Annotated in this window: 2 protein-coding genes; both read right to left on the bottom strand. The window is 72.9% G+C overall.

Annotated elements, in window-relative coordinates:
• Positions 1–41: 41 nt before the first annotated feature.
• Positions 42–22,841 (bottom strand): non-ribosomal peptide synthase/polyketide synthase, encoded by a 22,800-nt coding sequence (locus ATM97_RS10485; RefSeq protein WP_218717774.1) that lies wholly within the window; start codon positions 22,839–22,841, stop codon positions 42–44.
• Between the two features lie 608 nt (positions 22,842–23,449).
• Positions 23,450–25,720, bottom strand: a complete 2,271-nt coding sequence (locus ATM97_RS10480; protein ID WP_218717773.1) for a polyribonucleotide nucleotidyltransferase — start codon at positions 25,718–25,720, stop codon at positions 23,450–23,452.
• Between the last annotated feature and the right edge of the window lie 209 nt (positions 25,721–25,929).

Raw genomic sequence — 25,929 nt, 5'->3', positions numbered from 1 at the left:
TCGGTGATCAGGCAGCAGGCTCGACGGCCGGCTCCGCGATTCTATGCGCCCCGCACCCCCGCTCGCGCATCGGCCCTCGCCGCGTCGACGCCGCCGTCCGTGGGCCCGGCGCCGTCGAGCACGGCGGCGATCGCGGCCAGTGCGGCCTCGCTCGCCATCGCCCAGTGGGTGGCGTCGATCCCGTACCGGTGCACCGCGCCGCCGATGACGCCGGCCCAGCTCGCCGCGCCGCGCGCGCCGGTGGGGTCGTCGACGGTGGCGGCGAAGTAGACCAGGTCGCCGTCGAAGCGCTCGGGCCGGTAGGCGTCGACCATCGTCATCGAGGCCGTGGCGGCGTCGATGATGCGGGCCAGGCGGGTCCGGTCCAGCGCGGCCAGCGGTCCGCCGAGGTCGGCGGCCGCGGCGGCCAGGCCGTCGGCGTCGAAGGTCACGTCGAATTCGTCGCCGGCGAGGCCGCCGAGCAGGTCGCCGACGGTCGGCAGCGGTGTCTGCTCCGGTCCGTCGCCGAGCCAGCTGTCCATCATCGCCAGCCGCGCGACCTCGGCGCCCTCGGCCTGCAACCGGGTGGCGACGGCGTGCGCGAGCAGGCCGCCCAGCGACCAGCCGAGCAGGTGGTAGGGCCCCTCGGGCTGGACGTCGCGGATGGCCGTGACATAGCGCTGGGCCCAGGCGTCGATGCTGTCGGGCAGCGGTTCGTCCGCGGTGAGGGCGGGCGACTGCAGACCGTAGATCGGGCGCTCGGGGTCGAGATGACGGGTCAGGCCGGCGAAGGACCAGGACACCCCGCCCACGGGATGGATGCAGAACAGCGGTGCGCCGGTGCCGTGCGCGCGCAGCGGCAGCAGCACCGCGAACGCGTCGTCGGCCGCGTCGTCCCGGGCGCGGAGCCGTTCCACGACCACGGCGGGTGTCGGGTCGGTGAAGAACCATGCGACCGGCACCGCGACGTCGAGCGCCGCGCTCAGCCGCGAGGACAGCTGCACCGCGGTCAGCGAGTTGCCACCGAGGTCGAAGAAGTTGTCGTCCATGCCGATCCGGTCCAGGTCGAGGACCCGGGCGAATTCCGCGGCGACGAGCCGTTCGGTCTCGGTGACCGGGCCACGGTAGGCGGCCTGGCGCAGCTGCGGCCGTGGCAGGGCGGCGCGGTCGAGCTTGCCGGAGGTGTTGACCGGGAACGCGTCGAGGACGACGACCACCGCGGGCACCAGGTACCCGGGCAGCTCCGCGGCCAGTGCCGCGCGTACCGCGGCCGGGTCGAGCGGATCGCCCTGGGCCCCGGATGATTCCGCGACGACGTAGCCGACGAGCCGGTCCGCGCCCGCCCCCGCCACCACGGTCGCCGCGGCCTGCGCGACGCCGGGCTGGTGCAGCAGCGCGGCTTCCACCTCGCCGAGTTCGAGACGCTGGCCGTTGAGCTTGACCTGGAGGTCGCCGCGACCCACGTAGTCGAGGACGGCCGCACCGTTGTCGCCGGTCCGCAGGCGGACGAGGTCGCCGGTCCGGTACATCCGCTCGCCGGGCCCGGCGAACGGGTCGGGCACGAACCGCTCGGCGGTGAGCCCGGCCGCGCCGACGTAGCCGTGCGCGAGTTGCGCACCGCCGACGTACAGTTCGCCGGTCACACCCGGCGGCACCGGCCGCAGGCGCGCGTCGAGGATGTGGAGCCCGGTGTTCCGCACCGGCGCGCCGATCGGCACCGTCACCGTGTCGGCGTCGCCCACCACGTGGGTGCTGACCTGCACGGCGGTTTCCGTCGGCCCGTACAGGTTGATCACCTGCGCGCCGGTCACCTCGCGGGCCCGTTGGGCCAGTGCCGCGGGCAGGATCTCGCCACCGGCGAACACCCGCCGCAGACCCGCCGGAACACCGACGGGCACCGTCACAGCTCCGCCACCGGCGACCGGTCGGGTGTCTTCGGTCGACGGAAGTGCTTGGCCCGCAACGCCGTTGCGTACCGGGTCGGCCGCCGACGGCCGTGCCGCCGATTCGGCCAGGTAGGCCGCGAGCAGGGTCGGTGCGAACTGCACGGTGTCGATGGCGTGCTCGGCGATCAGGTCGGCCAGGTAGCCGGGATCGCCGTGTCCGCCGGGACGGGCGAGGACCGTGCGGGCGCCGACGCGTGGCGGCAGCAGCAGTTCCCAGATCGAGGCGTCGAAGGTGACCGGCGTCTTGTGCAGCACCGTGTCGCCCGCGGCGAACCCGAATTCGGCGGCCAGCCAGTCGAGCTGGTTGACGATGGCGCGGTGCGGCACCCCGACGCCCTTGGGCAGGCCGGTGGATCCGGACGTGAAGATCACGTACGCGGTGTGCTCGGGCAGCAGCGGCTGCACCCGCTCGGCGTCGGTGAGCGGCCCGGCCGGGTAACCGGTGAGGTCGACCGTGTCGGCCACCACCACGTCGACCCCCACCGGCGCGGCGATGACCGGCAGGTCGGCGCGATCGCGGGCGGTGGTGAGCACGCACACCGGCTGCGCGATCCGCAGGACTCGGGTGATCCGCTCGGCCGGATGATCGGGGTCGATCGGCACGTAGGTGCCGCCTGCGGCGAGCACGGCGTGCACCGCGACCAGCAGGTCGGGCGAGCGGCGCGCGGCGACGGCGACCGCCGTGTCCGGCCCGACGCCCTGGTCGACGAGGTGGCGGGCCAGCCGGTTCACCCGGGCCGCGAACTCGGCGTAGGTGAGCGAGACGTCGCCGTCGGTGAGCGCGATCGCGGCCGGCGTCGCGGCGGCCTGCCGGTCGAACGCGACCGGCAGCACCTCGGCCGCCACCGGATGCGCGGTGTCACACCAGGTTTCGAGCAGGCTCCGATCGGCGTCGGTGAGCAGGTCGACCTCGCCGATCGGGCCGGCCGGGTCGGCGGTGACGGCGTCGAGGACCCGCACATAGCCGTCGACGATGCGGGTCGCGGTGGCGGCGTCGAACAGGTCGGTCGCGTAGGTGAGACTCACCGCGCAGCCGCCGTCGGCGGTGTCGGCGAGTACCAGGTCCAGGTCGAACTTGGCGACGGCGGTGTCGGTATCGAGCCCGGTCACGGTGAGGTCGGGCAGGCTGACCTCGGTGGGCGCGGCGTCCAGGTTCTGGAAGGCGAGCATCACCTGGAACAGCGGGCTGTGCGCGGTGGAGCGGACCGGGTCGAGCACGTCGACGAGTCGTTCGAACGGCACGTCGGCGTGCTCGAACGCGGCGAGGTCCACGCGGCGGGCCCGGTCCAGCAGGTCGGTGAACGATGCGGCCGGGTCGACGGCGGTCCGCAGCACCAGGGTGTTGACGAACATGCCGACCAGATCGTCGAGCGCGGCCTCGCCGCGACCCGCGACGGGGGTGCCGATGGCGATGTCACCGGTACCGCTGAGCCGGGCCAGCAGGGCGGCCAGCGCCGCGTGGGCGACCATGAACGCGCTGGCGTCGGCGCGCCGGGCCAGCTGCCCGACCCGCTGCCAGATCTGCGGCGCCACCACGGTGTCCACGCTCGCGCCCCGCTGCGAGGCGACCGCGGGTCGTGGCCGGTCGGTGGGCAGGTCGAGCAGCCCGGGCAGCCCGGCCAGCTCGTCGCGCCAGAACCGCACCTGCTCGGCGGCGAGCGACTCGGGGTCGTCCTCGCTGCCCAGCACCTCGCGCTGCCACAGCGTGTAGTCCGCGTACTGGACCTCGAGCGGCGCCCAGCCGGGGTCGGTGCCCGCGCGGCGGGCCAGGTAGGCGGCGGTGGTGTCGCGCAGCAGCGGTCCGGCGGAGAAGCCGTCGGCGCTGATGTGGTGGATCACCACGACCAGCACGACCTCGTCGGGTGCGCAGCGCAGCACGCGCACGCGGACCGGCGGCGCGACGGTGACGTCGAAACCGCGGCCGATCTCCGCGGCCACCATCGCGGGCACGGCGATCGGGTCGACGGTCTCCACGACCGGGGTCGGCACGAACTGCCACACCGCCTGATGGCCGATTCCGTCGATCGCCGGGTACGCGGTGCGCAGCACCTCGTGGCGGTCCAGCACGTCGGCGACGGCGGCGGCCAGCGCCGCCGCGTCCACCTCGCCACGCAGCCGCACCGCGATCGGGATGTTGTAGGCCGCCGACGCCGGATCGAGGCGGTTGAGCAGCCACATGCGCTGCTGGGCCGCCGAGAGCGGGATCCGGTGCGGGCGGCGGGCAGCGCGCAGCGCGATGCCCGCGCCGCTGCCCATCCGGCCGGCGAGCGCCTCGGCCAGGTCGGCGACGGTGGTCGCCTCGAACAGTGTGCGCACCGGTACCCGGGTCGACAGGGCCGCGCCGAGGCGGGCGGCGACCCTGGTGGCGACGAGCGAGTTGCCGCCGAGCTCGAAGAAGTCGTCGTCGAGACCGACCCGGTCGCGGCCGAGCACCTCGCCGAAGACCTCGGCGACCGCGCGCTGGGCCGGGGTGACCGGGGCCCGGAACGGCCTGGCCACGAATTCCGGTGCGGGCAGGGCCTTGCGGTCGAGCTTGCCGGAGGTGTTGAGCGGGAACGCGTCGAGCACGACGATCACCGACGGCACCATGTAGGACGGCAGCACCGCCGCCAGGGCCGAACGCAGCTGCGCGGGATCGAGTTCGGCGCCGGGTACCGGCACCGCGTAGCCGACGAGCCGGTCGCCGGTCGGGCTCGCCGACACCACCGCCGCGGCCTGGCTGACCTGCGGCAGGCCGCCCAGCGCGGTCTCGATGTCGCCGAGCTCGATGCGCTGGCCACGGAACTTCACCTGGAAGTCGATGCGCGCCAGGTAGATCAGGACCCCGTCACGATTCCAGCGCACCAGATCGCCGGTGCGGTACATGCGCTCGCCCGCCGCGCCGAACGGGTCGGCGACGAACCGGTCGGCGGAGAGGTCGGGACGCCCGAGGTAGCCCCGCGCCAGCTGCTCGCCCGCCAGGTACAACTCACCGGCGACGCCGGGGGCGACCGGCCGCAGGCGTTCGTCGAGGACGTAGACCCGGGTGTTCCACTCGGGCACCCCGATCGGCACGGTCTGCCCGGTCGCGCCGTCGGCGGGCCAGGCGGTGACCGAGACGGCGGCCTCGGTGGGTCCGTACAGGTTGTGCACGGCCGCGGTAGATTTCGCGCTCAGCGCCGCCACCGTGTCCGGGGTGAGCGCCTCGCCGATCGCGAACACCAGCCGCAGGCTCGCCAGCTGGCGCGCGTCGGCGTGCGCGGCGAACATCGCCAGCATCGACGGCACGAAGTCGGCGACGGTGATCGCGCGCGCGGCGACGAGGTCGGCCAGGTACAGCGGGTCGCGATGCCCGTCGGCGGTGGCCAGCACCAGCGTGGCACCGGCGGCCAGCGGGGCGAAGAAGCCCCACACCGACAGGTCGAACCCGGCGGCGGACTTCTGCAGGTACACGTCGTCGCGGTCGATCCGGTATCGCGCGTTGAGCCACGCGATCTGGTTGCGCACGCCCGCGTGACTCATCGCCACGCCCTTGGGTCTGCCGGTCGAGCCGGAGGTGAACAGGACGTAGGCGAGGTTCGAATCCCGCAGGGGCGCCCGAAGTTCCGCCTCGGCTACCGGGTCCGCCGCGTAGACGGAGGTGTCGACGGTGTCGACGACGACGATCCGGGGCGCGGGCGAGGCCATGGCGGCGATGCCGGTGCCCGTCGACGACTGCCGGTCGAAGTAGTCGCGCGCGGTGGTGAGCACCAGGTGCGGGCGGGCGGTGTCGAGCACCTGGGCGATGCGCTCGGCCGGGTGATCCGGGTCGACGGGGACGTACGCGCCGCCGGCGGTGAGCACCGCGTACATGGCGACGACGAGATCGATCGAGCGCCGCATGGCCAGGGCCACCAGCACATCGGGGCCGACGCCCTCGGCGACGAGGTGGCGGGCGAGGCGATTGACCCGGGCGTCGAGCTCGGCGTAGGTCAGTTCGGTGTCCTCGGACACGAGCGCGGTCGCTCCGGGCGTCTCGCGTGCGCGGTCGCGGAACGGGGTGAGCAGGGTCGCGGTGCGGTCGATCTCGTGCGCGGTGGCGTTCCACTCGGTGAGGATGCGGGTCCGCTCGGCGGGCTCGAGCACATCGATACCGTCCAGCGGTGTGTGCGGCGCCGCGGCGACGGCGGTGAGCAGCCGTTGCAGCCGGGCCGCGATCGCCGCGGCGGTCTCGGGGTCGATGACGTCGTCGGCGTAGGTGAGCACGCCCGTGACACCGGCGGCGGCGCCGTCGGCGGCGTAGTCGTCGCTGACGATCAGGTGCAGGTCGAATTGGGACAGCGCGCTGTCGGTGTCCAGCGCGGACACCGTGATTCCGGGCAGGGCCAGTTCGGCGCGCTCGAAGTTCTGGAACGACAAGCCCACCTGGAACAGCGGGTGCCTGGCGGTGGAGCGGGCCGGGTCGAGCACCTCGACGAGCCGCTCGAACGGCACGTCGGCGTTGGCGTACACGGCGAGGTCGGTGGCGCGCTGGCGGGCCAGCAGCTGACCGAAGGTCTCCCCCGGCACCAGGCGGGTGCGGAAGACCAGGGTGTTGACGAACATGCCGATCAGGTCTTCCAGCGCGGCCTCACCGCGCCCGGCCACAGGTGTGCCGACGGTGATGTCGGCACTGCCGCTGAGGCGGCCGAGCAGGGCCGCGAACGCGGTGTGCACGACCATGAACAGGGTCGCGCCCGCGTCCCTGGCCAGCTCGGTCAGCCGGGCGTGGGTGGCGGCGTCCAGCGTCACCGGCACCGTGCCGCCGGCGAGGGTGCGCACGGCCGGGCGCGGCCGGTCCAGCGGAAGGGCGAGTTCGTCGGGGAGATCGGCGAGTTCGCCGCGCCAGAAGTCGAGCTGGCGGGCGGCCACCGAGGTGGGGTCGGCTTCGTCGCCGAGGACCGCGCGCTGCCACAGCGCGTAATCGGCGTACTGCACCGGCAGCGGCGTCCACCGGGGGGCGGCGCCGTCGCGGCGCGCCAGGTAGGCGGTCATCAGATCGCGCACCAGCGGCGGGACGGACGAGCCGTCCGCGCTGATGTGGTGCACGACCAGGGCCAGCACCGCCTCCCGCGAGGACGCGGCAGCCGAGACCCCCGCAGGGTCACCGTCGGTGGACTGTCCGGCGGTGAGCCGGTACAGCACGACCTGCCAGGGCACCCCCGCGGTCACGTCGAAGGTGGTGGCAGCCAGTGCGGTGACCGCCGTGACGACCTGATCGGCCGCGATCTCACGGACCCGCAGGGCGACACCGGCCTCGGCGGCGGACAGGATCTCCTGCACCGGGCCGTCGGCGGTCTCGGGGTAGTAGGTGCGCAGCACTTCGTGGCGCTCGACGAGATCGCCGACGGCCGCGGCGAGCGCGTCCACATCGAGGGCCCCGCTGAGCCGCACCGCGATCGGCACGTTGTATCCGGCCGACTCGGGATCGAACCGGTTGAGGAACCACATGCGCTGCTGCGCGGGCGACAGCGGCAGCACGGCGGGGCGCTCTCCCGCGGCCAGCGCCAGCCGGGCCGCGCCCTCGGCGCTGTCGAGCGCCGCGGCCAGCGCGGCCACCACGGGGGTCTCGAAGATCCGCGCCACCGGCACCTGCCGGTCCAGCGCGGCCCCGAGCCGGGCGGCGACCCGGGTCGCGATGAGCGAATTGCCGCCCAGATCGAAGAAGTCGTCGTCGGCGCCGACCAGGTCGAGGCCGAGCACCTCCGCGACCACCCCGGCCACCAGCTGCTCCGACGGCGTCGCCGGTGCGCGGAAGGCGCGCGCGAGGAGTTCGGGAGCGGGCAGTGCCCGCCGATCGAGCTTGCCGGACGCGTTCACCGGCAGCGTGTCGAGTACCACGAAGGCGCTCGGCACCATGTAGGCCGGAAGTGCTTGCCGCAGAGCGGATTTCACCGGCTCCAGGTCGATCGCGCGACCACCCGACCGGTCGCGGTTCGCCGCCGCGTCCGAGCGGTCCGCATCGAGGCCCGGCCCAGCCGGCGCTTCCGCCGCGGTCGCGGCGCCGGCGGCGAGTGTCTCGCCGGACGGGGCGTGGCGTGCGCTTTCCGTGCTCGCGGGGACGAGGTAGGCGGTGAGATAGTCGCCGGTGCCGTCGTCGCGGACGGTGACGACGGCACGGTCGACGGCGTCGAGGCCGGACAGGACGGCTTCGATCTCGCCGAGTTCGATGCGCAGGCCGCGCAGTTTCACCTGGAAGTCGGTGCGGCCCAGGTATTCCAGTTCGCCGCCGCGGGTGCGCACGACGAGGTCGCCGGTGCGGTACATACGCTCCCCCGGCATCCCGTACGGATCGGCGACGAAGCGGTCCGCCGTCAGATCGGGGCGGGCCAGATAGCCGCGGGCCAGCTGGACCCCGGCCAGGTACAGCTCGCCGGGGGTACCGACGGGCACGGGCCGCAGGCGGGCGTCGAGCACGTGCAGCGCGGTGTTGGCGACGGGGGCGCCGATCGGCACGGTGACGGTGTCGGCGTCGGTGACCTCGTGGAAGGTGACGTCGACGGCGGCCTCGGTCGGCCCGTACAGATTGTGCACGGCCACCCCGGGCAGCAGTGCGCGCAGCCGCTGGGCGTCGGCGGCGGGCAGCGCCTCACCGGAGGCGAACACCTGGCGCAGCGACACACAGTCGGCGGCCCGGGGTTCGGCGAGGAACGCCGCCAGCATCGACGGCACGAAGTGCGCGACATCGACGCCGGCGCGGGTGATCAGCTCCGCCAGGTAGGCGGGATCGCGGTGCCCGTCGGGACGGGCGATCACCAGGGTGGCGCCGACCTGCAAGGGCCAGAACAACTCCCATACCGACACGTCGAAGGTGATCGGCGTCTTCTGCAGCACGACGCCGTTCGCGTCGAGCCGGTACGCGTCCTGCATCCAGACCAGGCGGTTGACGATCGCGGTGTGGCTGACCGCCACGCCCTTGGGCTTGCCGGTCGAGCCCGAGGTGAACAGCACGTACGCCAGATCGGCCGCGCGCAGCGGCCGGATCCGGTCGGCGTCGGTGACCGGATCGGCGGCGAACCCGGACAGGTCCAGGTCCGCGGGATCGACGGTGCGGGTGCCGGTGTCGGGGAACCCCGCGCCGGCGAGCACGCACACCGGGGCCGCGGTCGCCAGCACGTCGGCGATCCGGTCGGCCGGGTGGTCGGGGTCCAGCGGCAGGTAGGCCGCGCCCGCCGCCTGCACGGCGTAGATCGCGACGAGCAGGTCGATGCCGCGGCGCAGGCCCACCCCGACGACGGCGCCGGGACCCACGCCCTGGCCGATCAGGAATCGCGCCGTGCGGGCGACGCGAACGGCGAACTCGCCGTAGGTGATCCGCTGACCTTCGAAGTCGAGGGCGACGGCCTCGGGTGTGCGCGCGGCTTGCGCGGCGAACATCGAGACGAGCGTCGCCGCGGTGTCCAGCGGCGCGGCGGTGTCGTTCCACGCCGCGAGCTGGGCGGTCTCGGCGGGACCGAGCAGGTCGATCTCCCCGACCGGGCGCGCCTCGTCGGCGACCACCGCGGCCAGGACGCGGACGAAGCGCTCGCCGAAGGCCGCGACGGTGTCGGCGTCGAACAGGTCGGTGGCGTAGCGCAGCCAGCCACGCAGGCCGGGTTCCCCGGCGGCGCCGGTGATCTCGTCGAGCGCCAGCGACAGGTCGAACTGGGTGGTCGCGGCGGGCAGCGCGAACTCGTCGATCCGCAGACCGGACAGCTCGATGCTGGTGTCGTCGCGGTGCTCGAACGCCAGCATCACCTGCACGATCGGCGAATACGCGGTCGAGCGGGCCGGATTCAGCTCCTCGACCAGCCGCTCGAACGGCAGCTCGGCATGGGCGAAAGCGCGCAGATCGGCCTCGCGCACATGCGCGAGCACGTCGGCGAATCCGGCGCCCGCGTCGACCGTGGTCCGCAGCACCAGGGTGTTGACGAACATGCCGACCAGATCGTCGAGCGCGGCATCGGCCCGGCCCGCGACCGGCGTTCCGACCACGATGTCGGCTCCGGCCCCCTGCCGCGACAGCAGCACGGCGAAGGCCGCGTGCACCACCATGAAGGTGGAGACACCGTGGCGGCGGGCCAGCTCCTCGATCCCGGCCAGCACGTCGGCGGGCACGTCGAACCCGACGGCCCCACCCGCACCCGTGCGCACCGCGGGCCGCGGCCGATCGGTGGCGAGTTCCAGCGCCGGGGCGAGCCCGGCCAATTCGTCGCGCCAGTGCCTCAGCTGCCGGGCCAGCCGCGACGCCGGGTCGGCGGCATCGCCGAGCACCGCGTGCTGCCACAGCGTGAAGTCGGGATACTGCACCGGCAGCGGCTCCCACGCCGGCACCTGCCCCGCACTGCGCGCGGCGTACGCGGTGAGCAGATCCCGGGCCAGCGGCGTGGTCGACACCCCGTCGGCGGCGATGTGATGCACCGCGAGCACCAGCACGTGCTCGACCTCGCTCGGCGTGGACGCCGCATCGCCGCGCAGGGCGGCTTCGGCCACCCCACCGGCGAGGGCGGCACCATGGCGCGCGGCGGCGACGGAGGACCCGTTCCGACCGGCGGGGATCGACCGCAGCAGCGCGGCGCGGACCGGCGGCTGAGTCGTCAGGTCGTAGCCCGCCCCGACGATCTCGCGGACGGCCTCGGCCAGGTCCGCTTCGGCGATCTCACCGACGACGGCGGGCGGCAGCACCCGGTCCACCGCGAGGACGACCTGGGTGGGTCCCTCGGCGTCTTCGGGGAATACCGTCCGCAGCGACTCGTGCCGCGCGAGCACATCGCCCAGCGCCGCCCACAGCGCGTCGGTGTCCAGCGCGCCGGTCAGGCGCAGCGCGATCGGCAGGGTGTAGACGGCCGAGTCGGGGTCGATGCGGTTGAGCAGCCACAGGCGGGTCTGGGCCAGCGACAACGGGATCCGGGCCGGGCGCGGGTCCACCACGGTCAGCGCGGGCAGCCGCTCGCCGTGGGTGGCGGCACGGGCGGCCAGGCCGGCGACGGTCGGGGTGTCGAACACATCGCGCACGTCGAGCGCGCTGCCCAGCGCCGCGTTGGCGCGGGCGACGAGCCGCATGGCGAGCAGGGAGTTGCCGCCGATGTCGAAGAAGTCGTCGTCGGCGCCGACGCGGGGCAGCCCGAGCAGCTCACCGACCACGGCAGCGAGCGCGGTCTGCGCGCCCGGTCGCGGCGCCACGTACGCGGTGGTCACCGACAGGTCGGCGGCCGGCAGCGCGGCGCGGTCCAATTTGCCCGCGGAGTTGAGTGGGACGGTGTCGAGCACCACCAGGTGGGCGGGCACCATGTACGCGGGCACCCGGCTGGCGACGTGCGCGCGCACCACGGCGGGGTCGACGGCACCGGCGACGTAGGCGACCAGGCACTGCCGCCCGGCGTCGTCGGTCGCGGGCAGCACGGTCGCGTGGGTGACGCCGGGAGCGTCGCCGAGGGCGGCCTCGATCTCGCCCAGCTCGATCCGCAGACCACGGATCTTGACCTGGAAGTCGTTGCGGCCCAGGTACACCAGCGCACCGGCGCGATCGCGGCGCACCAGATCACCGGTCCGGTACATGCGTGCGCCGTCGGGGCCGTACGGGTCGGCGACGAAGCGGTCGGCGGTCAGGTCGGGCCTGCCCAGGTAGCCGCGGGCGAGCTGGTCGCCCGCCAGGTACAGCTCACCGGCGACCCCGGCGGGCACCGGATGCAGCCGCTCGTCGAGCACGTAGGCGCGCACGTTCCAGCTCGGCCTGCCGATCGGCAGCTCGGTCTGCTCGACCGGCGCGGTGATGTGCTGGAAGGTGCTGGTGATCGTCACCTCGGTCGGGCCGTAGGTGTTGTGCAGTTCGGCGGGCAGGGTGGCGAGCACGGTGGCCGCCAGCGCGGCGGGCAGTTCCTCGCCGCCCAGATGCAGCATCCGCAGTCCGCGCAGGTCCTCGGCCAGCCCTTCGGCGAGCATCGCGGCCAGCACCGACGGCACGAACTCGGCGATGGTGACGCCCTGTTCACGCACCACCCGCGCCTGGTAGGCGAGGTCGAGGTGGCCGCCGGGCCGCAGCAGGACCAGGGTGGCGCCGAGCAGCGCCGGGCACAGCAGCTCCCACAGCGAGACGTCGAAGGTCAGCGGCGCGCGCTGCAGCAGCCGGTCGGCCGCGGTCAGGTCGTATTCGCCACGCAGCCAGCACAGTTCGTTGACCACGGCCCGATGCGAGACCAGCACGCCCTTGGGCAGACCGGTGGAGCCGGAGGTGAACAGCACGTAGGCGGGGTGCTCGGGATGCAGCGGGGCGAGGCGTTCGGCATCGGTGACCGGGCCGCCGTGGACCGGCGGCTGCGCGGGGTCCTCGAGCTGCGCGACGGTCAGCATCGGGAAGCCGGAGCGCGAGGCGGCGGCGAAATGCACCGAGGCCGTAGCGGATCGGATGCCGCGGTCGACATGGTCGAGCGCGTCGTCCGAGGCGGCGACGACCAGGCGCGGCGCCGCGGTCTCGAGCACGTGCCCGATGCGGTCGGCGGGCTGGGCCGGATCGACCGGCACGTACACGCCACCGGCGGCGAGCACACCGTGCAGTACCACCAGTAGCTCGATGCCGCGAGGCACCGCGACCGCGACCGGGGTCTCGGGGCCGACGCCGCAGTCGATCAGCCTGCGCGCGAGCCGGTTCGCCCGGGCGGCGAGGGCGCCGTAGGTGATCTCGGCGCCGTCGCAGACGGCGGCGACGGCGTGCGGGTCACGGGCGGCGGCCGCGTCCACCAGATCTGCGGCCAGCGGAGCGCGCAGGCCGAGTTCGGCGAGGACGGGGTCGAGTGGCACGAGGTCACCGTGCGGACCGGCGAGCAGTCGCGCGCGGGCGCTGTCGTCGAGCACGGCGAGGTCACCGACGGCGGTGCCGGGCGCGGTGACGGCGGCGCGCAGCACCCGCTCCAGCATGCCGACCAGGGTCGCGATGGTGTCGGCGTCGAAGAGGTCGGTGGCGTAGCGCAGTTCGAGGTCGAGACCGTCGGCGGTGCCGTCGGCGGCGTAGTGGTCGACGAAGGTGAAGTCCAGGTCCACTTCGATCGGCGCGTCCGGCAGGGTCAGCCCGGACAGGGTCAGGCCGGGCAGCTCGAACGCGGTGGTGCGCTGGTTCTGCAGCGCCAGCGACACCTGGTACAGCGGCGAATAGCCCTGGGAGCGAGCCGGGTTGACGGCGTCGACGAGACTTTCGAACGGCACGTCGGCGTGCTCGAAGGCGTCGAGGTCGCCGGCGCGGATGTCGTCGAGCAGGGCGCTGAACGGCGCGGCGGCGGACACGCTCGCCCGCAGCACCAGGGTGTTGACGAACATGCCGACGATGTCGTCGAGTTCGCGATGCCCACGGCCGGCGACGGGCGTGCCGACGACGATGTCGGTGCCCGCCGACAGCCGCGCCAGCAGCACCGCGAGCCCGGCGTGCAGCACCATGAACGGGGTGGCGCGCTGCGTGCGGGCGAGCTGGTCGATGCGGCGGTGCAGTTCGGCGTCGAGGGTGGTGGTGAAAGTGGCGCCGCGGTTGGAGGCGATCAGCGGCCTGCGGCGGTCGGCGGGCAAGGTGAGTACGTCGGGCAGTCCCGCGAGCCGGTCGGTCCAGTAGGCGAGCTGGTGGGCCAGCGGCGCGTCGGGATCGTCGGCGCTGCCGAGGCCTTCGGTCTGCCACAGCGCGTAGTCGGCGTAGTGCACGGCCAGGGCGGGCAGCTGCGGCTCGGCACCGGCACTGCGGGCCGCGTAGGCGGCGACCAGGTCGCGAGTGAGCGGCCCCATCGACCAGCCGTCGGCGGCGATGTGATGCACGACCAGTACCAGGACGTGCTCGGTCGGCGACACCCGCAGCAGCGCGGCGCGCACCGGCACCTCGGTGGTGATGTCGAAGCCTCCGTCGAGCGTCGCGGCCACGGCGGCGGCCACGTTCCCGGCCTCGATCTCGGTCACCGCGAGCACGGGGACGAACGGCGCGCCGACGAGCTGGGTGGCCTGCCCGTCGAATTCGGGATAGGTGGTGCGCAGCGTCTCGTGCCGGGCGATCAGGTCGCCCAGGGCGCCGCGCAGCGCGGCGGTGTCGAGGTCGCCGCTGAGCCGGATCGCGACCGGGATGTGGTACGCCGTGGAGGACGGATCGAAACGGTGCAGGAACCACAGGCGCTGCTGCGCCGGCGAAAGCGGAATCCGTGGCGGCCGTGGGCCCGCCACCGGTCCGCGCCTGCTGCCGGTGCCGCGCAGCGCGTCCAGGCGGACCGCGAGACCGGCGACGGTGCTCGCCTCGAACAGTTCCCGCACCGGGACCTTCGCGTCCAGGGCCGCGCCGAGTCGCGCGGCCACCTGGGTGGCGAGCAGCGAGTTGCCGCCCAGGGCGAAGAAGTCGTCGTCGGCGCCGGCCCGATCGAGTCCGACGACGTCGGCGAAGGTCGCCGCGACGATCCGTTCGGTGGCGGTCGACGGCTCGCGGTACTCCCGCTCCGGCGATTCCGGCGCGGGCAGGGCCCGGCGGTCGAGCTTGCCGGAGCTGTTGATCGGCAACGCGTCGAGGACGACGTAGGCGCCGGGCACCATGTAGGACGGCAGCACCGCCGCGACGGCGGCATCGAGGACGGCCGGCGTCAAGGACTGCGCTACCGCTGCCTGTCCGTCGGCCGACCTCCTGACCGCGGGGTTCGGACCGGTGACGTCGCCGGCCGCACCTGGGCGGGCAGCGGGCGCGATATAGGCGACGAGCTGGTCCGGGCGATCGTCGTCGGAGCGGACGATCACCGCGACCCGGCCGACACCCGGGACCGCCGCCAGGGCGGCTTCGATCTCGGCGGGTTCGATGCGCAGGCCGCGCAGCTTCACCTGGAAGTCGGTGCGGCCCAGGTAGTGCAGGGCCGGTCCGGCGTGACCGGTGCGCCAGACCACCAGGTCGCCGGTGCGGTAGAGGCGGTCGCCGGTCCCGAACGGGTCGGCGACGAAACGCTCGGCGGTCAGGTCGGCGCGGCCGTGATAGCCGTCGGCCAGCTGGGCGCCCGCCACGTACAGCTCGCCCGGAACACCGGCGGGCACCGGGCGCAGCCGCGAATCCAGCACGTACACGCGGGTATTGGCGACGGGCGTGCCGATCGGAGCGGCGGCGGTCGGCTCGGCGCCGACCCGGTGGGTGGTGACCTGGACGGCGGTTTCGGTGGGGCCGTACAGGTTCACGACGGCGGCACCGGTGGCGGCGCGCACACGCTGGGCCAGCTCGGTGGTCAGGGCCTCACCACCGGCGAAGACCAGGCGCAGGCTCTCCGCGCGCACCGGCTCGGCGACGACGGCGGCCAGCACCGACGGCACGTACTGCACGACGCTGACCGCGTGCCGCGCGGTCGCGGCGGCCAGATAGGCCGGGTCGCGGTGCCCGTCGGCGGTGGCGAGGACCAGCCGCGCGCCGGTCTGCAACGGCCACAGCAGTTCCCACACCGACGCGTCGAAGGTGAACGGGGTCTTCTGCAGGACGGCGTCGTCGCCGGTGAGCGCGTACTCGCGCTGCAACCACAGCAGCTGGTTGACCACGGCCCGGTGCGGCACCGCCACACCCTTGGGCCTGCCGGTCGAGCCGGAGGTGAACAGCACGTAGGCGAGGTGATCGGGGCGCAGCGGGGTGGTCCGCTCCTCGTCGGCGAGCGGCGCCGCCGAGAGCTCCGACAGCTCCAGGGTGTCGATCTCGACGACCGAGTCCCCCACGGCCACACCGTGACCGGTGGCGGTCAGCACGCAGACCGGTGCCGTGCACGCCAGCACGTACGCGGTCCGCTCGGCCGGATGATCCGGGTCGACCGGCACGTACGCGGCACCGGCCGCGAGCACGGCGTGCACGGCGACGAGCTGATCGAGACCGCGCCGCAGGGCTACGGCGACCATCGCTCCCGGTCCCGCGCCCATGCCGACGAGGTGCCGCGCCAGACGATGGACTCGGCTCGCGAACTCCGCGTACGTCAGCGATTCGACGGGGCTCGCGTCCGAGACCGGTTCGTCCGCCGGGTCGGTGTCGACGACCACCGCGACGGCGTCCGGCGTGGCGGCGACCTGGTCGGCGACCAGCGAGGCGAGCGTGGCCGCGGCGTCAAGAGGCAGGTCGGTGGCGTTCCAGGCGGTCAGGATCTCGGTGGATTCGGCCGGGTCGAGCAGGTCGAGATCACCGACCGGCCGGTCGGGGTCGGCGAGGACGCCGTCGAGCAACCGGTGCAGGCGGGTGGCGAACCCGGCGACGGTGGTCGCGTCGAACAGGTCGGTGGCGTAGAGGAACGCGCCGGACAGGCCCGCGGGGGCGCCGTGCTCGTCGCGGTGCTCGGTGAGGGTCAGTTCGAGGTCGAACTTGGCGACGGCGGTCGGCAAATCGACGCCGGCGACGGTGAGCCCGGGCAGGGCCAGGACCCGCGGGGTGTCCTCGTTGAGCGACAGCATCACCTGGAACAGCGGGTTGCGCGCGGTGGAGCGAACCGGGTCGAGCACCTCGACCAGCCGCTCGAACGGCACGTCGGCGTGGTCGAAGGCCGCGAGGTCGGTCTCGCGTACGCGGGCCAGCAGTTCGGTGAACGAGGCGGCGGGAGCGACCTGCGTCCGCAGCACGAGGGTGTTGACGAACATGCCGACCAGGTCGTCGAGGGCCCGGTCACCGCGCCCCGACACCGGGGTGCCGATCGCGATGTCGGTGGTCGCCGACAGCCGCGCGAGCAGGACCGCGAACACCGCGTGCGCCGCCATGAACACCGTCACACCCCGTGCCCGCGCGAATTCGGCCAGCGCGCGGTGTGTTTCGGCATCGATGTCGATCGGGTGCAGCGCACCGCTGCGCGAGGCGATCGCGGGCCGGGTCCGGTCGGCGGGCAGTTCCAGCTGCTCGGGGACGCCCGCGAGGGTGTCCGCCCAGAACGACAGCTGTCGCGCCGCCACCGATGCCGGATCGGCGGCGTCCCCGAGGACGGCGTGCTGCCACACCGCGTAGTCGGCGTACTGCACACTCAGCGCCGACCACTGCGGCACGTTCCCGGTGGCCCGGGCGCCGTAGGCGGTGAGCACATCGCGGATCAGCGGTCCGAACGAGAACCCGTCGGCGGCGATGTGATGCAGCACGATCACGAGCACGTACTCGGCCGCGCCGGCTGCCGGGTCCGTCGGCACCGGCGACGCACCGGACGAGTCAGCCGCTGCCGCACCGTCGGTGACGCGCAGCAGCGTCGCCCGGATCGGAGCGTCGACGGTCAGGTCGAAGCCCGTGGTGGCGCAGGCGCGCACCGCGTCGGTCAGCGCGGCCGTGCCGACGATCTGTGGCAGCACCTCCGGGACGAGGCCGGTGGCGGGCAGGATCTCGGCGATCGCCTGTCCGTCGCGCTCCGGGTAGCGGGTGCGCAGGACTTCGTGCCGGTCGAGCACGTCGACGAGGGCGGCCTGCAGCGCGGCGACATCGAGCGCGCCGGTCAGCCGCACCGCCATCGGGATGTTGTCGGTGGCCGAGCCGGGGTCGAACCGGTTGAGGAACCACATGCGCTGCTGGGCGGGCGAGAGCGGCAGCGGATCGGGGCGGGTGCCCGCGACGAGGGCGGGGCCCGCGCCGGTGCCGCGCAGCCGGTCGGCGGCCGCGGCGAGGGCGAGCACCGTCGTGGTGTCGAAGAGCTGGCGGACCGGGATGCGGAGATCGAGGTCGGTGCCGAGGCGGGCCATCAAGCGGGTCGCCAGCAGCGAGGTGCCGCCCAGGTCGAAGAAGTCGTCGTCACGGCCGACCCGGTCCAGGCCGAGGACCTCGGCGAACGCGGCGGCGACGGCCTGCTCGGTCGGCGACTCGGGGGCGCGGTAGGCGGCGGCCTCGAAGACCGGCGCGGGCAGCGCGGCGCGGTCGAGCTTGCCGACCGGGGTCAGCGGCACGGTGTCGAGGGTGACGATCGCGGCCGGCACCATGTGCGCGGGCAGATGCGCGGCGACGTGCGCGATCAGCGTCGCGGTGTCGACGCCCGCGCCCGCGACCGGCACCACGTAGGACACGAGGACGGTCGCGCCCGCCTCGGTGCGGTGACCGAGGGTGGCGGCGAAATCCACGTCGGCGTGCCGGGCCAGGACGGCGTCGATCTCACCGAGCTCGATCCGGAAGCCGCGCACCTTCACCTGGAAGTCGTTGCGGCCCAAGTACTCCAGGTCCCAGTCGGCGCCGGTGCGGACCCAGCGCACGGTGTCACCGGTGCGGTACATCCGCTCCCCCGGCGCGCCGTAGGGATTGGTGACGAACCGGCCCGCGGTGAGCGCGGGCCTGCGATGGTAGCCGCGCGCCAGCTGCGCCCCGGCGATATACAGCTCGCCGACGACACCGGCCGGAACGGGACGCAGCCGCTCGTCGAGCACCAGTTCGGTGGTGCCCTCGACCGGCGCGCCCAGGGTGATCGGCGTTGTCGCCGTGAGGGGTGCGCTGATGTTGGTGACGATGGTGGTCTCGGTGGGACCGTAGCCGTTGCGGAACACCAGACCGGGGATCGCCGCGGTCCACCGCGCCACCAGTTCCGCCGGGCACGCCTCACCACCGACGACCACGACCCGCAGCTCGTCGAGCCCGTCCGGATTCACCGTGGCCAGCGCCGACGGTGTGATGATCACATGGGTCACCCGCTCGGTCCGCAGCAGCTCACCCAGCTCCGCCCCGCCGAACACGCCGGTCGGCGCGACCACCATGGTCGCGCCGTGTGTGACGGTCAGCAGTAGCTCGGCCACCGAGATGTCGAACGACGGCGAGGCCACGTGCAGCACCCGCGCGTCCGCCGACGCCCGATACCGCCCCGCCTGCACCGGCAGATACGCCGCGACGGCACCGTGCGGGATCACCACGCCCTTGGGCAGACCGGTGGTCCCGGAGGTGTAGATGACATAGGCGGGGTCCAGCGGATCCACCGCACGACGTTGTTCGGCCGGCAGAGAACTGTCGACGTCGGAGACCACGGCGGCGGCATCCGCCGTGCCGAGCCGGTTCGTCGGCTCGGCGCTCGCCACGGCGTCGAGCGCGAGCCACTCCACGGTGGTGGGCAGGTCGGCACGGACGGACCCGACCGTGATGCCCACAGCCGCTCCGGAGTCCGCGAGCATGTGGGTGATGCGGTCGGCGGGGTAGGTCGGGTCGACCGGCAGGAAACCGGCGCCGGAACGCACGACACCCCACACGGCGGTGACGGAGTCGGCGGAACGCGGGATGCTCACGGCGACAAGGTCACCGGCGCCGATGCCGCGACCGGTCAGGTGCGCGGCCAGGCGTGCGGACGCGGCGTCGAGTTCGCCGTAGGTCACGGTGCGCGCGCCGTCGCGGATCGCGATCGCGGCCGGGTCGGCGGCGGCCTCGGCCAGCACCTGCGGCAGCAGCGGGAAGGGATCGGACGGGCCGCCGGTACGACTGGTCAGCTCCGTGAGTTCGGTGTCGATCAGCAGCGGCAGGTCGGCGACCAGGGTCTGCGGCGCGGCGGCGATCGCGGCGAGCAAGCCGGTGAAGCGACGCACCATCCGCGTGATGGTGGACTCGTCGAACAGGTCGGTGGCGTAGGAGAATTCGCCGGACAGACCGGTGGCGTCGGACGCACGCAGGGTCACCGACAGATCGAACTTCTCGATGTCGTAGGGCAGGTCGACGGCGGCGGCACGCAGGCCGGGCAGCTCGAATGTGGTCGGCGGCAGGTTCTGCAGTGCCAGCGCCACCTGGAACAGCGGGTGACGACCGGCCGAGCGCGGCGGCGCGAGCACCTCCACCAGGCGCTCGAACGGCAGGGTGGTGTGGTCGAACGCGGCCAGATCGCCGGTGCGGACCCGGCCGAGCAGTTCGGCGAAGGACTCCCCGCCGCGCACCTCGGTGCGCAGGATCGCGGTGTTGACGAACATGCCGATGACATCGTCGAGTTCGGCGGCGCCACGCCCGGCGACCGGGCTGCCGATCGCCACGTCGGTGGTCCCCGACAGGCGTGCGATCAACACCGACAGCGCGGCGTGCAGGACCATGAACAGGGTCGCGCCCTGCTCGGCCGCCACCGCATTCAGCGTCGCCACCAGCTCGGCGTCGAGCGCGAACTCGACCCGGCGGCCCCGCATCGACGCGACGGCGGGACGCGGGCGATCGGTCGGCAGGCTGGATTCGTCCGGCAGCCCGGCCAGCGCCTCGCGCCAGTAGGCGATCTCCCGCCCGGCCCTGGAGTCGGCATCGTCCTCGGACCCGAGCAGCGCTCGCTGCCACAGCGTGTAATCGGCGTACTGCACCGGCAGCGGCGCCCACTGCGGCGCCGTGCCCTCGGTCCGCGCGTAGTAGGCGGTCATGGTGTCCCGCACCAGCGGGCCGGCCGACCAGCCGTCCGAGGCGATGTGGTGCACCACCAGCACCAGCACGTGGTCACCGTCGACCTCGTACAACCGCGCCCGCAGCGGCGGCGCGGCGGTGACATCGAACCCGCGCAGAATCTCCGCGGCCAGCGTCTCGGGAAGGTCGTGCGCCGCGACACCGATGGGCGTGAGGATGCGGGACAACACCGACGCCGACTCGACCCCGCCGACCCCCGACCCGGCCGTAGCGCCGGCAACGCTCGCAGCGTCGGCAGCGAGAAGGGTCGAGTTCGACTCGGCCGCAAGCACATCGAGTGCCTCCGCCGGGGACAGCACGCGCTGTGTCCCGACCCCGTCGACCTCCGGGTACACCGTCCGCAGCACCTCGTGCCGGGCGATCAGATCGCCGACGGCGGCGCGCAGGGCGTCCAGCTCGAGCGCGCCGGACAGGCGGACGGCGATCGGGATGTTGTAGGCGCCGGTCTCCGGATCGAACCGGTTCAGGAACCACATCCGCTGCTGGGCGGGCGAGAGCGGCAGCACCTCGGGGCGCGGGCCCGCGACCAGAACCGGGCGGTCGTCGACGGGCCCGCCGTCGACGAGCTTCGCCAGCACGGCGACGGTCGGATTGTCGAAGAAGTCCCGCACATCCACCCGCACACCGAAATTCGCCTGCAGGCGGGCGATGGCACGGGTGGCGATGAGCGAGTTGCCGCCGAGGCGGAAGAAGTCGTCGTCCAGGCCGACGGTCTCGACGTCGAGCAGATCGCCGAACAGCGCCGCCACGGCGCGCTCGGTGGTGGTGACCGGCGCGCGGAACTCCGCGGCCGCGACCCGGAAGTCGGGCTCCGGCAGGGCCTTACGATCCAGCTTGCCGCTGGCGTTGATCGGCATCGCGGGCAGCTGCACCAGCAGCGAGGGCACCATGTACTCGGGCATCGACGCCTTCGCGTGCGCGACCAGCTCGGCCTCGTCGAGCGGTGCGCCGTCGACACTGACCACATAGCCGACCAACGCCTCGCCCGCGGCATACCGATGCAGCACCACCGCGGCATTGCCGACGCGCGGATGCGCGGCCAGCACGGCCTCGATCTCCCCGAGCTCGATCCGCAGACCACGCAGCTTCACCTGGAAGTCGGTGCGCCCCAGGTATTCCAGCTCGTCCCCGCCGGGCAGTTGCCGCACCAGGTCACCGGTGCGGTACATGCGCTCGCCGGGCACGCCGTACGGATTGGCGACGAAGCGATCGGCGGTCAGGCCCGGCCGGGCGACATAGCCGCGCGCCAGCTGCACCCCGGACAGGTACAGCTCGCCCACCACACCCGCGGGTACCTGGTCGAGGTTCTCGTCGAGCACCAGCAGCCCGGTGTCGTCGGCGGGACCGCCGATCGGCACCGATACCTCGTCGGCGTCGCTCACCTCGTGCGCGGTCACGTCGACCGCCGCCTCGGTGGGCCCGTACAGGTTGTGCAGCGCGGTCGCCGACAGCTTGCGCAACCGCGTGGCGGTGGCGGCGGGCAGCGCCTCCCCGGAGGCGAACACCATCCGCAGCGAGGACAGGTCCACCGGTGCGGTGGTCTCGGACAGCTCACCGGCGAACGCGGCCAGCATCGAGGGCACGAAGTGGGTGACGCTGACCCGGTGCTCGGCGATCAGCGCGGCCAGGTAACCGGGATCACCGTGGCGACCGGGTTCCGCGACGACCAGTCTGGCGCCGATCTGCAAGGGCCAGAACAGCTCCCACACCGACACGTCGAAGGTGTAGGGCGTCTTCTGCAGCACCACGTCGGCATCGGAAAGCGCGTAGCGGCGCTGGCGCCAGTCCAGGTTCGCCACGATCGCGCCGTGGGTGACCGCCACGCCCTTGGGTCGGCCGGTCGAGCCCGAGGTGAAGATGACGTAGGCGGTATTGCCCGCCCGCGCGCCGCCGTCCACCGCGGCGGGCGGCGCGGTCCAGTCGATGTCGTCGGTGCGCAGCACGGGGACGCCGTTGAGATCGGGCTCGTCGGCGGCCCGGGTCACCACCACGACCGGACGGGCCACCTCGAGCACGTAGTGCAGCCGGTCCACCGGGTGATCGGGGTCCAGCGGCACGTAGGCGCCACCGGCGCGCACGATCGCGTGCACCGCGACGATCAGCTCGAGGCCGCGTCGCATCGCCAGCCCGACCAGCGCCTCCGGTCCCACCCCGAGGGCGACCAGCCGCCCGGCCAGCACCCGCACCCTGGCATCGAATTCGGCGTAGGTCAGCGTCCGCGCGCCGAACTGCACCGCGACCAGGTCGGGGGTGCGGGCCAGCTGCTCGGCGAAGCGGTCGACCAGGGTCGGCGCCTGCCCCGCCATCGGCGGCTCCATACCCAGGGCGGCCAGGGCGTCACCGGCCAGCGCGTCCAGCAGCACTCCGAAGGTGCCGTCGGCGGCGTCGACCACGCCGGGGAACAGTTCGGCGAGCACGACCTGCACGAGGCTCTCGGGGTCCAGTGCGCCACCGGTCAGCTCGGCCATCGTCGTCAGCTGGGCGTCGAGGTCGGCGTAGGACACCGCGGTGCCGTCGAAATCCACCGCGATCCGGGCCGGCTCCATCGCCGCGACCGTCGCCACCAGCGCCGCCAGCTGTTCTGTTCCCGCGCGCGCCGGAGTGGTGTTGGTCATCTGGACTGCCTTCCATCTACCGACCGCAGGTGACGCCACGCGGCCGCAATACAACTCTCGGAATTCCCCCGGACCCACCGGGGTGACGGGATCGGCTCGGGGCGGCCAACCTCGGACACCCAGCCCGAAATCCGCCCGCTCACACCGGCATTCAGTGCGATCGGCTATGACACGATCGCGACCCGCCGGCTCGCCGCCATGCAACCAGCTATGACTCGGTTATCTCCCGACCTCCATCGTCAACCCCGACACCTGACACCCGCGCCCGCAGACGAGAGAAGCGTATTCGGTCCGATAATAAACCGGACCAGATTCCGTCAAAATCTCGGTCCGGGGCCGCGAATTCCGGCGCTGAGAACGGTCCAGCAATTCGACCGCATACGCCGAGGGGACAGCTCTCGCCCGATCGCCCGTGCGGGCGATGTGGCGGCTGTCGGCACAGGTTCGCACTGTGTCGGGCAACACTATGTGAAACAACGTTGCATCAACGTTGCATCGCAGTGATTCACACCACTTTTCCTGGAACGCGTCGTCCCCCGACACGACGAAACCCCCCGCCGGGGTGAACCGGCGAGGGGTTTCGGTGATCGGTGAAGCTACCGGCGCGCTTACTCCGCGGCGGTGTCCTCGGCCGGGGCGGCCTCGGCGGCCGGGGCCTCGTCTTCGACGGGGACCAGCGAGATCTTGCCGCGGTTGTCGATGTCGGCGATCTCCACGCGCAGCTTGTCGCCGACGTTGACCACGTCCTCGACCTTGGCGACGCGCTTGCCGTTGCCCAGCTTGGAGATGTGCACCAGGCCGTCGCGGCCCGGCAGCAGCGAGACGAACGCGCCGAAGGCGGTGGTCTTGACGACCGTGCCCAGGAAACGCTCGCCGACCTTCGGCAGCTGCGGGTTCGCGATCGCGTTGATCGCGTCGATCGCGGCCTGCGCCGACGGCCCGTCGGTCGCACCGACGAACACGGTGCCGTCATCCTCGATGGAGATGTTGGCGCCGGTGTCCTCGGTGATCTGGTTGATCATCTTGCCCTTGGGCCCGATGACCTCACCGATCTTGTCGACCGGGATCTTGATCGCGGTGACGCGCGGGGCGTACGGGCTCATCTCGTCCGGGGTGGCGATGGCCTCGGCCATCACGTCCAGGATGGTGGTGCGGGCGTCGTGCGCCTGGTTCAGCGCACCGGCCAGCACCTGCGAGGGGATGCCGTCGAGCTTGGTGTCCAGCTGCAGGGCGGTGACGAAGTCACGGGTACCGGCGACCTTGAAGTCCATGTCGCCGAAGGCGTCCTCGGCGCCGAGGATGTCGGTCAGCGCGACGTAGCGGACCTCGTCCTCACCCTTGTCGTTGGTGACGGTGTCCGACACCAGGCCCATGGCGATACCGGCGACCGGCGCCTTCAGCGGCACACCGGCGTTCAGCAGCGACAGGGTCGAGGCACACACCGAACCCATCGAGGTGGAACCGTTGGAGCCCAGCGCCTCCGAGACCTGACGGATGGCGTAGGGGAACTCCTCCTGCGAGGGCAGCACCGGCATCAGCGCACGCTCGGCGAGCGCGCCGTGGCCGATCTCGCGACGCTTCGGCGAACCGACGCGGCCGGTCTCGCCGGTGGAGAACGGCGGGAAGTTGTAGTGGTGCATGTAGCGCTTGGAGGTCTCCGGGCCGAGCGAGTCGACCTGCTGGGCCATCTTCACCATGTCCAGGGTGGTGACGCCCATGATCTGGGTCTCGCCACGCTCGAACAGCGCCGAACCGTGGGCGCGCGGGATCACGGCGACCTCGGCGGACAGCGCGCGGATGTCGGCCAGACCACGGCCGTCGATGCGGAAGCCATCGGTCAGGATGCGCTGGCGCACCAGCTTCTTGGTGACCGAGCGGAACGCGGCGCCCAGCTCCTTCTCCCGGCCGGTGAAGTCCTCGCCCAGACGCGAGAGCACGTCGAGCTTGATCTCGTCGATCTTGGCCTCGCGGGCCTGCTTGTCGGCGATGCTCAGCGCCTCGTTCAGCTCACGCTTGGCGGTGCCCTCGACGGCCTCGAACACGTCGGCGGCGTACGGCGGGAAGAGCGGGAACTCCTCGGTGGGCTTGGCGGCCAGGGTCGCCAGGTCCGACTGCGCGCGGCACAGGCGGGCGATGAACGGCTTGGCGGCCTCGAGGCCCTGGGCCACGACGGCCTCGGTGGGCGCCTGCGCGCCGTCGGAGATCAGCGCGATGACCTTGTCGGTGGCCTCGGCCTCGACCATCATGATGGCGACGTCACCGGACTCGGTGACCCGGCCCGCGACGACCATGTCGAACACGGCGCCCTCGAGCTGCTCGACGGTCGGGAACGCGACCCACTGATCACCGATCAGGGCGACGCGCACGCCGCCGACCGGGCCGGAGAACGGCAGACCGGAGATCTGGGTGGACGCCGAGGCGGCGTTGATGGCCACCACGTCGTAGAGATCCTGCGGGTCCAGGCTCAGCACGGTGACCACGACCTGGATCTCGTTGCGCAGGCCGTCGACGAACGACGGGCGCAGCGGACGGTCGATCAGGCGACAGGTCAGGATCGCGTCGGTGGAGGGGCGGCCCTCGCGACGGAAGAACGAGCCGGGGATGCGGCCCGCGGCGTACATGCGCTCTTCGACGTCGACCGTCAGCGGGAAGAAGTCGAACTGGTCCTTGGGGTGCTTGCCGGCGGTGGTCGCCGACAGCAGCATGGTCTCGTCGTCCAGGTAGGCGACGACGGATCCGGCGGCCTGCTTGGCCAGACGGCCCGTCTCGAAGCGGATGGTGCGGGTGCCGAAGCTACCGTTGTCGATCAGCGCGACCGACTCGAAAACACCGGGCTCGACCTCGACCGCAGTCGAAGCACGTTCAGTTGTCTGCGTCATTTTTCTTCTCTCGACCTCTCGTCTCGCCGGAGCGCAGCACCATGTGGGCGCGAACCAGCTATTTCGTCAGCCGTACCGGACACGGACACGTGGAAACCCTCCTGGCTGCCACGCGCAGCACCCGGCCGGATCCCCTTGGAAGCGGCGACGCGGAGGCGGTCATCGATCGAAGCCCGACGGCGGCGGGAAAAACGCCTGCCGAAAGGCCA

This window comes from Nocardia sp. MH4 (assembly GCF_019266065.1).
Classification (GTDB): Bacteria; Actinomycetota; Actinomycetes; order Mycobacteriales; family Mycobacteriaceae; genus Nocardia; species Nocardia canadensis.
The sequence above is the reverse complement of the archived record's forward strand: the minus strand, read 5'-3'. Positions and strand labels throughout refer to the sequence as shown.

Coding starts and splice junctions, on each gene's coding strand:
- ATM97_RS10485 (WP_218717774.1), bottom strand. CDS start 22,841: ATGACCAACACCACTCCGGCGCGCGCGGGAACAGAACAGCTGGCGGCG.
- ATM97_RS10480 (WP_218717773.1), bottom strand. CDS start 25,720: ATGACGCAGACAACTGAACGTGCTTCGACTGCGGTCGAGGTCGAGCCC.